A 13,414-nucleotide genomic window follows, 5' to 3' on the forward strand; every position below is an offset into this window, starting at 1 on the left:
CGATGTCTGAAGTCAGACCGCCGTTCGAAACGTTGCCATTCGGCTGCCACTCGCCCAGGAGCGAGTGGCCCTGGCAACTCGCATTTCCCGAAGCTTGCTTTAGCGCCCTTCGCTTCGACACCCACGCCTTATGTGAAACCGATCTCGATGCCTGGGATCTCCCGACGCCCGAGCGCCTGAAAACCGCCGCCGCCAAACGGCGGGCGGAGTTCGTGGGTGGGCGCCTTGCCGCTCGGCACGCCATCGGTGCGCTGACGGGTTTTCCATCGACACCCGCGCAGGACGCCGAACAGCTTCCCGACTGGCCCGCCGATACCGTCGGCTCGATCACCCATAGCCGAGGTCTGGCAGCAGCGGTCGTCGCCAGGCGGCCAGACTTTCACGGCGTCGGGCTGGATGCCGAGGTCGTGATGAGCAACGAGCGCGCCCGGCGTCTGGCGCCACAGATTCTGGTGGGATCGGAACAGGCCTGGTTCGAGCGGTTACCCGCCGAAAGACAGGGGGAGTTCGTGACGCTGGTGTTCTCGCTCAAGGAGAGCCTGTTCAAGGCGCTCTATCCGCTGGTGCGTCGGCGCTTCTACTTTCCGGACGCCCGGCTGATCGCCTGGGACGCTCGCGAGGGCTCGGTCACCCTCGAACTGCTCAAGACGTTGTCGTCACAGTGGCCGGCGGGTAGCCATTTATCCGGCCACGTCACGGCTATCGATGAGTATCTGTTGACGCTGATCATGATTCAGGGAAAATAGTAAGCCAACAAATCATTTGCGCGACATGCGATTGCATCAACCGCGATCGCGAATGGCTAGCTCCTGGAACATTCCCCCTATGATCAAATGGATTCTCATACTGCTCTTCCTCGCTAGTGTGCTTTATACCCACTACCGCGGTCGCGTACGCCACAAGCCGCTGCGCCAGGCCTCCGACCATTCCACCTTCATGGCGCCGATCAATGCGCTAATGACGTTGTTCGGCCGCGACAGGGATCGCCCTTATCACGATCTGGCGAGCTATCCGGAACTCGAACGGCTGACCGGCAACTGGGAGACGATCCGCGACGAGGCGATGGCGCTGCAGGATCATATCAAGGCTTCGTCGCGCTACGACGATGCCGGTTTCAATTCGTTCTTCCGCCGCGGCTGGAAGCGCTTCTATCTGAAGTGGTACGGCGAAAGTCATGCCTCGGCCGAGCAGCTCTGCCCGCGGACCACGCAGCTGCTGGCCGGCATCCCCAACGTCAAGGCGGCGATGTTCGCCGAGCTGCCGGCAGGCAGCCATCTGACCTTGCACCGCGATCCCTACGCCGGCTCGCTGCGCTATCACCTGGGCTTGATCACGCCCAACGACGACCGCTGCTATATCGATGTCGATGGCGAGAAGTACAGCTGGCGCGACGGCGAGGCGGTGATGTTCGACGAGACCTATCTACACCGCGCCGAGAACGGGTCGGATCAGAATCGCATCATTCTGTTCTGCGACATCGAACGGCCGATGAAGTATGGCTGGGCGCGCAGCCTCAACCATTTCTTCGGCCGCACGGTGATGGCCGCCGCCAGCTCGCCCAATGACGACAGCGACCGCACCGGCGGATTGAATCGCGCCTTCAAGTACATCTATGCCGTACGCCGACAGGGCAAGGCGCTGAAAAAGCGCAACAAGCCGCTCTACTACGCGATCAAGTGGACGTTGTTCGCGTTGGTCATCATTGCGATCATCGCCTGGTAGACGAACCCGGCGGACCGCTCATGGCCCGCCGCTTTCCGTTTCCTTCTTCCCTCTCTCTGCCTTCCGCTTTCCGCTTCCCGCTTTCCGCTTCCCGCTTCCCGCTTCCCGCTTCCCGCTTCCCGCTTCCCGCTTCCCGCTTCGGCGGATCATCGCCGCCTCTCAGCCGATTGTGTACCGTCCGACGCCGCTTATTGAAAATAATTGTCATTTCGGTTCAGGAATTCGACTCCTCTTCGTCTTCTTCTGGGCAACGTCCATGGATAAGAACGAGTTTCATTCAAGGGGAGTCTGTCATTCATGCATCATGTTCTGCGTTACCCGGTAAGTGCACTGGCCTGCGCTTGCCTGTCGTTCCCGGTCTGGGCCCAGCAGACGGGTGACGATACGGCATCCACCTCGGCATCCGGCGGCGCGGCGGCCAGCAGTACCTCTCTCGATACCGTCACGGTGACCGGACAGTCTGCCGCCACCAAGACCGAGACACCCGTCGTCGAAACCCCGCAGACCGTCTCCAATGTCGATCGCGAGGAAATGGACGAACGTGGCGTTCGTACGCTGCGTGAAGCCGCGCAGTACACGCCCGGGGTCTACACCAATCAGGTCGGGGCCTCGAACCGCTATGACTATCTGGTCATGCGGGGCTTCTCCGACGGCAGCCTGAGTAACACCTATCTCGACGGGCTCAAGGTGATGGGTGACGCCAACGGCTACAGCTCGATGGTGATCGATCCGTGGTTTCTGGATAACGTCGAGATCGTCAAAGGGCCGGCGTCGGTCCTCTATGGCCGCTCATCACCCGGCGGCCTGGTGGCGTTGACCAGCAAGAAGCCGCTGTTCGAGGATCGTAACGAGCTGCGCTTCAGCACCGGGACCAACAGCCAGCGAAGCGCCGCATTCGACTTTTCCGGGCCGCTGGACGACGAGAGCCGCGTCGCTTATCGTCTGGTCGGGATCGGCAGCAAGAGCGATACCCAGTTCGGGCCGATCGAGGAAGAGCGCTACGCCATCGCGCCGTCGATCACCTGGGACGCAACCGATGACACGTCCGTCACCTTCATGGCCTACCTGCAGAAGGACCCGGAAGGCGGTTACCACTCCGGCGTGCCCTACGAGGGAGCCGTCAGCAGCCATAACGGCCGCCACATCGGCAATGATTTCTTCGATGGCGAAGACGACTACGATAAGTTCGAGCGCACACAGCGCATGTTCGGCTATGACCTCGAGCACCGCTTCAGCGACAACGTCACCGGGCGTCAGAAATTGCGCTATCTGAATTCGGACGTCGAACTGAACCAGGTTTACGGCTTCGGCTGGGTCTCTCCCGAGTCTAACGAACTGAACCGCTATTACTCGGGCGGCCGCGAATCCCTCGACGCCTGGACCGTCGACAATCAGGTGGAGGCGAAGCTCAAGAGCGGCTTCATCGATCACACCGTGCTGGTCGGCGTGGACTATCAGAAGCGCAAGAACGATGTGGAATGGACCGCCGGCGCATTCCCCAGCATCGACGCCTTCAACCCCAGCTACGGCGCCGACCCGATCGGGGAGATTGGAGTCACCAACGACGAGCGCCATGAGCTGACCCAGACCGGCATCTACCTGCAGGACCAGATGGCGATCGATCGCTGGCGTCTGACCCTCGGCGGTCGCTACGACTGGGTCGATATCAAGAACACCGACCATCTGAACGATACCGAAAGCACCCTCGACGACACCCAGTTCAGCGGCCGTGCCGGCGTGCTCTATCGCTTCGATAACGGGATCGCGCCCTACCTGAGTTACAACACCGCTTTCACCCCGACCAGTTTCGTCGACGGTAACGGCGATCTGCTGGAACCGATGGAAGGCGAACAGTGGGAGACCGGGCTCAAGTATCAGCCGCCGGAAAGCCGCGATCTCTACACCTTGTCGCTGTTCCGGATCAATCAGGAAAACGTGGCGACCAAGGAGCAGCCGACCGACGACTATCGTTCCGTGGGCGAGATCCAGTCTCAGGGCGTCGAGCTGCAGTCGCGCACCTACCTGACCGACAACTTCCGCCTGCAGGCCGGCTACAGCTATACCGATATCACCTACGAGAAAAGCGACGTGCCCGGCGAGCAGGGTAACCACGCCATCTATGCGCCGCGCCATCAGGCCAGTCTCTGGGGTCATTATGTCTTCAAGAACGGAGCCTTCGACAACGGCGCTCTCGAGGGGCTGGATGTCGGCGTCGGCGTGCGGTACTACGGCGATATCTACGCCGACCGGGCCAATACCGAGAAAGTCCCCGACTACACCCTGGTGGATGCCGCCGTGGGCTACGACCTGAGCCAGGTCGGGCTAAAAGGCGTCAGCGCTCGGGTCAACGTGGGCAACCTGCTCGACAAGGAGTACGTCGCCTCGTGTAACTCGCTCGAATACTGCTATTTCGGGGCGGAGCGGAATGTCACCGCCACCGTTTCCTATCAGTTCTAGCGTTTATCCGTTCCAGCACAGCCCGTTCTAACACAGCCCGTTCCAGCACGGGCCGTTCTAGAACGTCCCGGGCTGATCGATCGCCGGCTGCAGGAAGCGGCCGGCACTCATCGACACCGCATCACTCACCGTTTCGCTCTCTCTCGTTATGCGCGCTCCCGGCGTCGCATCGGCTACGCCTTTGTCTGCAAAAAACGGTTCGCAAAAAAGGCGCCAGTAAGGCAATCAGGAGAAACGTCATGCGACATGACATGGAATTCGCCACGCCCATCCCCTTGCATCGGTCCCGTCCGCCAGGCTCGCCTGAAGCCCTGAATCTGTTCGGCGAGCAGTCGCTGGAGGCCTACCGCAGCGGCATGCAGCAATGCATGGAGCGGGTCCAACGCACGCTGAGCCAGGCGCAGGGCCCCTGCAGCGGCGTTGCCCCGCACGAACTGCAGCCGGCGTTCGAGGCGATCGATCTCGACCGGCCCCTGAACGATCTCGATGCCAGCCTCGAGGAGGTCCAGCGGCTCTATCTCGATCACGCCGTCCACTTCCACCATCCACGCTATGTCGCGCACCTCAACTGCCCGATCACGCTGCCATCGATCCTGGCCGAGGCGATTGCCACGCCGCTCAACACGGCGGTGGAAACCTGGGACCAGAGCGCTGGCGCCACGCTGATCGAGCAGAAGCTGATCGACTGGACCGCGGCGCGTATCGGGCTCGGCGAGAATGCCGATGGCGTGTTCACCAGCGGCGGCACCCAGTCCAACCTGATGGCTCTGAGCATCGCTCGCGACAGCGCCTGTGAAGCGATGCCCGGCCACGCCGGCAACCGCCATCACGGACTTCCGGGGAACTATCGCCAGCTGCGCATCCTCACCTCCGAGGTCAGCCACTTCAGCGTGCAGAAGGCAGCCGCATTATTGGGGCTCGGCTACGATGCCGTGATCGCCGTGCCCAGCGATAACGACAAACGCATGGATATCGACGCGCTTCAGGCCACCCTGAAAGAGTGCGACGACAAAGGCCTGATCCCGTTCGCGATCGTCGCCACCGCGGGCACCACGGACTTCGGCAGCATCGACCCGATCCCGACGATCGCCGAGCTCTGCCACCAGCGTGGCATCTGGCTGCACGTGGATGCCGCCTATGGCGGCGGGCTGCTGCTGTCGCGGCGCCATCGGCACTGGCTCGCCGGGATCGAGCAGGCGGACTCGGTCAGCGTCGACTACCACAAGACCTTCTTTCAGCCGGTGAGCTGCAGCGCCTGCCTGGTTCGCGATCGCCGCCAGCTGCGCCATATCACCTATCACGCCGACTACCTCAACCCCCGCGATCAGGCGGAGGACGGCACGCCGGATCTGGTCAACAAGAGCCTGCAGACGACCCGGCGCTTCGACGCTCTGAAGCTGTGGATGACCCTTCGCACGATGGGAGCCGATCGCCTGGGTGGCTATCTCGACGACGTCATCGAAGTGGCACGCGCCACCTATCGATCCATGCGCGACATCGACGATATCGACGTGCTGATGGCGCCGGCGCTGAGCACGCTGGTGTTTCGTTACCACCCGGACGGCGTGGACGACGAAGGCGATATCGACACGCTCAATCAGCAAATCCGCCAGACGCTATCGCGCCGGGGCGAGGCAGTCGTCGCCGGCACGCGGGTCGCCGGACGTTTCTACCTCAAGTTCACACTGCTCAACCCCATGATCCGGGTCGAGGATCTGATGGCCCTGGTCTCGGACATCGTCCAGGTCGGTGAAGCCCTGGTCTCGTCGTCGCGTCCGCCAATCGTCTGGAGCACGCCATCATGCTGAGCCGCATCTACGACTTCATCGCCGTCGGCCTGGGGCCGTTCAATCTCGGCCTTGCCTGCCTGACCGATCCCGTCGACGATCTCGACGGCCTGTTTCTCGAGCGTCGTTCCAGCTTCGACTGGCACCCCGGGCTGCTGCTCGAGGACGCCACGCTGCAGACGCCGTTCATGGCCGATCTGGTCACGCTGGCCGACCCCACCAGCCGCTTCAGCTTCCTCAACTATCTGAAATCCCAGGGCCGGCTCTACAATTTCTACATCCGCGAGGACTTCTTCCTGCTGCGCAGTGAGTACAACCAGTACTGCCAATGGGTCACCACGCAGCTCGAGTCGCTGCGCTTCAACCGCGATGTCCAGAGCATCACCTACGACGACGCCGAGCAGTGCTATCGCATCCGCTGCCGGGATACTCGAAAAAACGAGAATCGCATCTATCGCGCCCGCCGGCTGGTGCTGGGCACCGGCAACGAGCCGACGATTCCGGAATGCTGCCAGCCGGTGGCCGAGCGCGTGGTGCACTCCTCGCGCTATCTCGACAACAAGGCGGCGCTGCAGGCGAAGTCAGCGATCACTATCGTCGGCAGCGGGCAGAGCGCGGCGGAGATCTATCTCGACCTGCTCGAGGAGATCGACACCCACGACTACACCCTGAGCTGGGTCACCCGCTCGCCACGCTTCTTTCCGCTGGAGTACGGCAAGCTGACGCTCGAGATGACCTCGCCGGACTACATCGACTACTTCCACGCCCTGCCCGAGCCGACGCGCAACGAGCTGATGCGCCAGCAAAAGGGGCTCTACAAAGGCATCAACCTCGAGCTCATCAACACCATCTACGACCGTCTCTACACCAAGAGCCTGCGGGGCCGCGTGGATACCCACCTGCTGACCTGCGCCCAGCTCGAGAGTTGCCGCTTCGATGCCGCCCATCGCCGCTTCGACCTGACTTTCACCCACACGGAGCAGGACCAGCGCTTCGAACACCAGACGGAGGGCGTGATCCTGGCCACCGGCTACGCGGCGCAGACACCCGCCTTCCTCGCCCCGATCGAGGAGCGGATTCAGCGCGACGCCGCCGGGCGCTACGCGGTCGGCCGCTACTACAGCATCACGGCCGAGGACGACATCTTCGTCCAGAACGCCGAACTGCATACTCACGGCCTGGTCGCGCCGGATCTCGGCATGGCCTGCTACCGCAACGCCTGCATCATCCGTGAGCTCGCCGGACGCGAGGTCTATCCGGTGGAGCGCGGCTTCACCTTCCAGGACTTCGGCGCGCCCGACGATCGCGTATTCCAGCCGCAGCGGGCGACGGCATGACCGCCACCGTGCGCCTCGATTCGACATGCCCGATTTCCAATTCCGATTTCCGCCAGGAGAGAATCATGAATCACCCTCAGAGTCGGCTGCCCGCCGAAAGGATCACCAACGCGATAGGTAGCGTGACTGATCTCGAGACGCAGGCCACGTCGTCCAGCAGCCTCTATTCGCCCGATGAACGTTTCCGTCGCCACTGGCCGGGCATCGGCACCCTCGCCCTGCGTCCCCTCGACCTCGGCCGCGATATCGACCTCGTCTTCGAATGGGTCAGCCGGGAAACCGCCCGCTTCTGGGGCATGAGCCGCGATACCCGCGATCAGGTCGTGGCGTTCTATCGCGAAATGGATCAGAGCGACGGCGCCCAGGCGTTCATCGGCCTCCACGACGGCCAGCCGGCGTTCCTGGTCGAGTGCTACGATCCCCGTCACGATCCGGTCGGCGAGCAATACGCCGTCCAACCCGGTGACCGGGGCATGCACTTTCTGGTCGCGCCGAAGGACCCCGCCAGCCCGTCGATTCACGGTTTCAGCCAGGCGGTAATCGACACCGTCGTCGCCTTCCTGTTCAGCGATCCAGGGACACGCCGCATCGTCGTCGAGCCGGACGTCACCAACGACAGGATCCACCCGCTCAATCGTCGTGCCGGCTTCGTCTACGAGCGCGAGATTTCGTTGGGCGAGAAGACCGCCCATCTGGGGTTCTGCACTCGCGAGCGGTTCGAGTCGCTGCACGCCTCGCGGCGCCGCGACACGGCAACGGGCGAAGCCAGCGCCCATCTAAGGCCCGATCGCTGGCAGCGCGTCAATCGCGACCTGCTGGGCAAAGCGATCAGCGAGTTCGCCCATGAACGACTGCTGCAGCCGACAGCAGAAACCGACATCGACGCCAACGGCTGGGCTGATTACGGCCTCACCACCGATAGCGACGGCACCCGCTACCGTTTCCGCGCGCGCCGGATGGCGCTGGATCACTGGTGGATCGACAGGGCGTCACTGATCAAGACCCGCGACGGCGCACCGCAAGCGCTGGACGTGGCGCAGTTTCTGCTCGAATGCCGGGAGCGGCTGAACATCGCCCCCGATAATCTGCCGACCTATCTGGAAGAGATCGCCAGCACCTTGGCCGGCATGGCTTACAAGTTCGGCCGTGACGTACCACCGGCCGCCGAACTCGCGCTGGCCGACTTCCAGACCCTCGAGACGGCGATGAGCGAGGGCCACCCCTGTTTCGTCGCCAATAGTGGCAGGATCGGCTTCGATGTCGATGACTATCACCGCTACGCGCCGGAAGCCGGCGCCGCGATTCGGCCGCTGTGGTTGGCCGCCGCGCGCCACTGCACGGAGTACAGCGCCATCGAGGGCCTCGATGTCGAAACGCTGATCGACGACGAGCTGGACGCCTTGGTTCGCCAGCGCTTCGAGGCTCGACTTAGCGCGCTCGATCTCGATCCGGTGGATTACTTCTTGATGCCGGTTCACCCGTGGCAGTGGCGCCACAAGCTGGCGATTACCTTTGCCGGCGAGATCGCCGAGCAGCGTCTGGTAATGCTCGGCGAAGCGGACGACGACTACCGCGCCCAGCAGTCGATCCGAACCTGGTTCAACGTCTCGCAACCCCGGCGCCGCTACGTCAAGTTCGCGTTGTCGATCCTCAACATGGGCTTCATGCGTGGGCTGTCGCCGCACTACATGAAGGGCACCCCGGCCATCAATGCCTGGGTCGAAAACCTGGTCAGTGGTGACACCGAACTCCAGGCCCAGGGGTTCAGCGTGCTGCGTGAAGTCGCCACGCTGGGCTATCACCACGCCGGTTTCGAGGCCGCTACCGACAAGCAAAGTCCGTATCAGAAGATGCTGGCGTGCCTGTGGCGGGAGAGCCCCTATACCCGAATCGCGCCTCACCGGCGGCTGATGACCATGGCCGCGCTGCTGCATCGGGACGCCGATGGCGATGCGCTGCTACCGGCGCTGATCGACGCTTCAGGCATTGGCGCACGCAAATGGATCGAGCGTTATCTGGCGGCCTACATGACACCGCTATTGCATTGTTTCTTCGCCCACGATCTGGTGTTCATGCCCCACGGCGAGAACCTGATCCTGCAGCTGGAAGACCATGTGCCGGTCGGCGCGATTCTCAAGGATATTGGCGAAGAAACCGGCATCTTCGACAATGGCCAGTCGCTGCCGGAAGCGGCCCGGCGCATTGCGGTGGAGGTGCCGGAGCACCTGAAGATCCTGTCGATCTTCACCGACCTGTTCGACTGCTTCTTCCGCTTCCTCGCCGAGTTCCTGGTGGCGTCGAACCAGCTCGAGGAGGACGATTTCTGGCAGTTGGTCGCGTCCTGCGTGATCGATTACCAGCAGCGGTATCCGCAATTCGGCGACAAGTTCGCGCGCTTCGATCTGTTCGCGCCCGAGTTCACGCTGTCGTGCCTCAATCGCCTGCAGCTGCGCGACAACCGCCAGATGATCGATCTCGCCGATCCGTCCAAGAACCTGCAGTTCGCCGGCTTGCTAATCAATCCCATCGCCGCCTATCGGCCGACGAAAGGCGGTGAAAACCAGGGCGGTGAAAATCAGGAGGCGGGAAAGACCAGGACGCTGACGACGAACTGAGCCAGCCGCTACGCGAAAAACTTCACCACCGGGCGCCCAAGAGGCGCCCGGCCTGCGACTTGTTGCAGGCATGCCTTATTGCTAATGATTCTCATTTTTGCCATGATCGCGGCACTTTTTCGTTTCGCCCTCAGGGCCGCCGACATGCGCGAAGCAATGTTCGAATCTCTCTACCGTCAGCATCATCGCGAGCTGCTGGGCTTCCTCAGCCGCCAGCTGGATTCCCGCGATCAGGCCGCCGACCTGTGCCACGAGGTCTATCTTCGCCTGCTCAACGCTCCCTCGCGAAGCGCGCTCGACAACCCACGCGCCTATCTGTTTCGTATCGCCCGCAACCTGCTGATCGATCATCGCCGTCGCCAGATGCCCGATCTGATCGCCATCGAGGCGCTGGAACCGGTTCTGGTCTGTCCGCGCGCCTGCCCGGAAACCGACGCCTGCCAGCAGCAGTGCGTCCATCAACTCACGCGAACGCTGGGCGAACTGCCGGAACGGCTGCGTCAGGCGCTGATCTGGCACCGACTGGAAGGCATGACCCAGCGCGAGATCGGCCAGCGGCTCGGTGTTTCCGAACGCATGGCCGGGCGCTATATCGCTCAGGCAATGACGCGTTGTCAGGCTGAGCTCGACAGTCTGAATATCGCCTCGTGGCCTGACGTTTAATCGTTGCTCGGCTGGGGATACCAGGCCATACCGACGGCATTCGTTGGCTTGAAATCGAACTGAGCGTACAGCCGATGCGCTTCGCCATCCGCCAGCAGGCTGACGAAGGCATTTTCCGGCGCCTCGCGCAGAATATAGGCGCGAATCTCGCCCATGATCCGCTTGCCCAGGCCGCGACCCTGATGGGCCGGCTTCACGGCAATATCCACTACCTGATAGAAGCAGCCGCCGTCACCGACGACGCGCCCCATGCCTACCGTTTCGCTCTCGTGCTCGCCCTCATTCTCGCCCACGTGAACGACCTGCACGGCAAACAGGCTCTTGGGTAAACCCAGCGCAGCGCCGGCAGCACTGCGCGGGTTCATGCCGGCCTCGCGGCGCAGCCGCATGTAGGTGTCGGTCGTTGGCGGCTCGAAAATCAGCCGATAAGCGATGTCATCATGACAGGCATCTTTCATAGCGTGGGATCCGTTCGGAAGTCATTTTGCGGTCGAGCGGTCAGCGTGCCATCACGCCGCGACCGCTGCCTTTTCATCAACCAGCGAGGCGTTCTCGAGCTCGCCTTCAGCAACGGTACCAACAGCCACAGCAGCGGTGCCAGCAACCAGCGATAGACGAAACGGACGACGATCAACAGCGGCAACAGCACCACGACCCAGATCAGGAACTGACTCAGCCACACCGGCCAGCCCAGCCACCGCGCGGCGTTGGCCCCCAGCGCGCTGACGAGGCTGGGATGACGCACGACCACGTAAGCCGTGCCGGTGACCGCGGCGATCTTGGCCGCCCGCGACAGGCTGACGAAGCGACCGCCCCCGGCCAGTACGCCGCGTCCGGCGGCCCGCGCGCCCTGCCCCTCCACAGCGGCGCCGGCTCGCACCGCCCGGCCGGCCCGCAGCACCTTGATCGCACTGGTCATCACCAGCAGGTCGACACCGGCCCAGCCGATATCCGCAACGCCGATCGCTTCGCCGCGGCGCCACTGGCTCTCCAGATCGCGCAAGCCACTGGTAAAGAAATCGCCGATGTCGCTGACCACGCGCTCGCCCTGCAGCCAGCTCACGTCGTTATCCGGCGTCACCACGAATTGCTGCAGAAAGGCGTGACCTTTGGCGGCGAGAATCGCGATGGCGACCTGGCCGCGGCGGGTAGGTGTCAACGTCGTCGACGCCGAGCCCTTTCCGGTTTCCGCCTGAGTCGGGTTCTCGGCCGGGTTCTCAGTCAAGTTCTCGGTCGGGTCGGCCGCGCCACGGGAATCGCCAGCCTCGTCGGATTCATCGTCCTCGCCCCACCAGCGGTCGAGCTGCTCGCTGGCCTGACGATAGCGGGTTCCCAGCCAGTGCTGAGCGCGCAGCGTGGCGATGTCGTGATCGCGGTAATAGATCACCGGCAACACCGCGTCCGCGCCGAATCGCACCAGTACCTTTTGAAATTCCGGATCGAGTCCATAATCGAGCAACGCTTCGCGGGCCAGGTCACCATGATTGCGGATCGCCAACCAGGCGCTGGTCCAGAGCGCCGGATCATCGGCGTAGTTCAGGAAGAGCGCGTTGATGGCGGGTGATTCCTCGGCCAGCCCGTCCGCCAGCGACGGCAGCGCGCGCTGGGTTTCCAGTCGCACCATCCGCGGCTCGAACGGTTCATGCGAAGCGACGGCGGTCAGCACGCCCCCGGCGACGAGCGCGAACAGCAATATCGACAACCAGACTTTCATGGGTTCGCGCTCCTTATCATGGGTTCGCGCTCCAGGGACAGGGATATTCGGCAGTCGACGGACGCTGCCAGACGATAAACGACGACAACTGTCTTTGATAACCGTTCGTATTTGAATTAGGATTGCCTTCCATCTGTGACCTATCACTCATCGCGAGGTTGCCCCAGCCATGTTCGAAGTCCAATCGGCGAGCTTCGAGATCGCGGGCAAGACGCTGCTCTCGTCTATCGATTTTACCTTCGGTGAAGGCCAGATTTACGGCCTGATCGGTCACAACGGTTCCGGCAAGTCGACGCTGCTCAAGCTGCTCGCGCAGCAGCAGGCGGTCAGCCACGGTGGCATCCAGCTCGATGGCCGGCCGCTATCGCAGTGGAAACCGCGCGAGTTTGCCCGCCATGTCGCCTATCTGCCACAACATCTACCCAGCGCCGAGAATCTGACCTGCCGCGAGCTGATTGGCTTCGGCCGCTATCCCTGGCACGGCCTGCTCGGGCGCCTCAACCGCCACGATCACCAGCAGATCGAACGCGCCATCGCCCTGACCCACACCGAACCCTTCGCCGACCGCCTGGTCGATACGCTCTCCGGCGGCGAGCGCCAGCGGGTGTGGCTGGCGATGTTGCTGGCTCAGGGTAGCCGCTATCTGCTGCTCGATGAGCCGCTGGCGGCACTCGATATCGCCCATCAGGTCGAAGTGCTGGCGCTGGTGCGCAAGCTGTGCCGCGAGCTGGGCCTCGGCGTCGTCATTGTGCTTCATGACGTCAACATGGCGGCGCGCTACTGCGATCATCTGGTCGCGCTGCACAGCGGCAAGCTCCTCGCCGAGGGCGCACCGGCCAGCATGATGAACGACATCAATCTCGAAGCCATCTACGGCATCCCCATGCGGGTGATGACCCACCCCGCCGACGCCTGCCCCATCGCGGTGCTGCAGTAACCGCAACGCCGACACCTATCCCTGATCGACATATGGCTTGCCGGTAAGCGATAGCACTGGACGCTCGCTACCATAGACAGGATGCTAACCTTTAGGGAACCACTGCATAAATGCCTGCACGAGCGAATCGCTACGTTGCGCGGTACTCGAAGACTCGCCTAACCCCATGTTATGTCTCGTCT

Annotated in this window: 10 protein-coding genes; 8 read left to right on the forward strand and 2 right to left on the reverse strand. The window is 62.9% G+C overall.

The window, feature by feature from the left end; translation table 11 throughout:
- Positions 1-2 precede the first annotated feature (2 nt).
- From BTW08_RS11760 to BTW08_RS11790, 7 genes are all read left to right on the forward strand, one after another.
- A complete protein-coding gene (locus BTW08_RS11760; RefSeq protein WP_075562710.1) occupies positions 3-746 on the forward strand; it encodes a 4'-phosphopantetheinyl transferase superfamily protein in 744 nt (247 codons plus the stop codon).
- Positions 747-825: 79 nt separating this feature from the next.
- Positions 826-1,722: a lipid A hydroxylase LpxO gene (lpxO, locus tag BTW08_RS11765; protein WP_075562711.1), complete on the forward strand. Its 897-nt coding sequence runs from the start codon at positions 826-828 to the stop codon at positions 1,720-1,722.
- Positions 1,723-2,019: 297 nt separating this feature from the next.
- Positions 2,020-4,179 carry a TonB-dependent siderophore receptor gene (locus tag BTW08_RS11770; RefSeq protein ID WP_075562712.1) on the forward strand — a complete coding sequence of 720 codons (2,160 nt, stop codon included), beginning with the start codon at positions 2,020-2,022 and terminating at the stop codon, positions 4,177-4,179.
- 239 nt (positions 4,180-4,418) lie between these two features.
- Positions 4,419-5,987 (forward strand): aspartate aminotransferase family protein, encoded by a 1,569-nt coding sequence (locus BTW08_RS11775; protein ID WP_083627837.1) that lies wholly within the window; start codon positions 4,419-4,421, stop codon positions 5,985-5,987.
- Positions 5,981-7,303: a lysine N(6)-hydroxylase/L-ornithine N(5)-oxygenase family protein gene (locus BTW08_RS11780; RefSeq protein ID WP_075562713.1), complete on the forward strand. Its 1,323-nt coding sequence runs from the start codon at positions 5,981-5,983 to the stop codon at positions 7,301-7,303. Before BTW08_RS11775 ends, BTW08_RS11780 begins: the two co-directional genes overlap by 7 nt.
- Before the next feature lie 65 nt (positions 7,304-7,368).
- Positions 7,369-9,918: a GNAT family N-acetyltransferase gene (locus tag BTW08_RS11785; protein WP_075562714.1), complete on the forward strand. Its 2,550-nt coding sequence runs from the start codon at positions 7,369-7,371 to the stop codon at positions 9,916-9,918.
- 144 nt (positions 9,919-10,062) lie between these two features.
- Positions 10,063-10,581: an RNA polymerase sigma factor gene (locus BTW08_RS11790; RefSeq protein WP_075562872.1), complete on the forward strand. Its 519-nt coding sequence runs from the start codon at positions 10,063-10,065 to the stop codon at positions 10,579-10,581.
- On the opposite strand, the gene BTW08_RS11795 is transcribed toward BTW08_RS11790, so the two are convergent.
- Both BTW08_RS11795 and BTW08_RS11800 read right to left on the reverse strand, forming a co-directional pair.
- Positions 10,578-11,039 (reverse strand): GNAT family N-acetyltransferase, encoded by a 462-nt coding sequence (locus BTW08_RS11795; RefSeq protein WP_075562715.1) that lies wholly within the window; start codon positions 11,037-11,039, stop codon positions 10,578-10,580. The two genes, BTW08_RS11790 and BTW08_RS11795, sit on opposite strands and share 4 nt — an antisense overlap.
- A complete protein-coding gene (locus BTW08_RS11800) occupies positions 11,036-12,295 on the reverse strand; it encodes a hypothetical protein (RefSeq protein WP_075562716.1) in 1,260 nt (419 codons plus the stop codon). Before BTW08_RS11800 ends, BTW08_RS11795 begins: the two co-directional genes overlap by 4 nt.
- Positions 12,296-12,464: 169 nt before the next feature.
- Between BTW08_RS11800 and BTW08_RS11805 the strand changes: the two genes are divergently transcribed.
- Positions 12,465-13,232: an ATP-binding cassette domain-containing protein gene (locus BTW08_RS11805; RefSeq protein ID WP_075562717.1), complete on the forward strand. Its 768-nt coding sequence runs from the start codon at positions 12,465-12,467 to the stop codon at positions 13,230-13,232.
- The last annotated feature ends 182 nt before the right edge of the window (positions 13,233-13,414 follow it).

The sequence above is a fragment of the Salinicola sp. MH3R3-1 genome (genome assembly GCF_001937155.1).
Lineage (GTDB): Bacteria > Pseudomonadota > Gammaproteobacteria > Pseudomonadales > Halomonadaceae > Salinicola > Salinicola halophyticus.

Bases quoted from the DNA above. Each gene is read 5' to 3' on its own strand.
- BTW08_RS11760 (WP_075562710.1), top strand. From the start codon at position 3: ATGTCTGAAGTCAGACCGCCGTTCGAAACGTTGCCATTCGGCTGCCAC.
- lpxO (WP_075562711.1), top strand. From the start codon at position 826: ATGATCAAATGGATTCTCATACTGCTCTTCCTCGCTAGTGTGCTTTAT.
- BTW08_RS11770 (WP_075562712.1), top strand. From the start codon at position 2,020: ATGCATCATGTTCTGCGTTACCCGGTAAGTGCACTGGCCTGCGCTTGC.
- BTW08_RS11775 (WP_083627837.1), top strand. From the start codon at position 4,419: ATGCGACATGACATGGAATTCGCCACGCCCATCCCCTTGCATCGGTCC.
- BTW08_RS11780 (WP_075562713.1), top strand. From the start codon at position 5,981: ATGCTGAGCCGCATCTACGACTTCATCGCCGTCGGCCTGGGGCCGTTC.
- BTW08_RS11785 (WP_075562714.1), top strand. From the start codon at position 7,369: ATGAATCACCCTCAGAGTCGGCTGCCCGCCGAAAGGATCACCAACGCG.
- BTW08_RS11790 (WP_075562872.1), top strand. From the start codon at position 10,063: ATGCGCGAAGCAATGTTCGAATCTCTCTACCGTCAGCATCATCGCGAG.
- BTW08_RS11795 (WP_075562715.1), bottom strand. From the start codon at position 11,039: ATGAAAGATGCCTGTCATGATGACATCGCTTATCGGCTGATTTTCGAG.
- BTW08_RS11800 (WP_075562716.1), bottom strand. From the start codon at position 12,295: ATGAAAGTCTGGTTGTCGATATTGCTGTTCGCGCTCGTCGCCGGGGGC.
- BTW08_RS11805 (WP_075562717.1), top strand. From the start codon at position 12,465: ATGTTCGAAGTCCAATCGGCGAGCTTCGAGATCGCGGGCAAGACGCTG.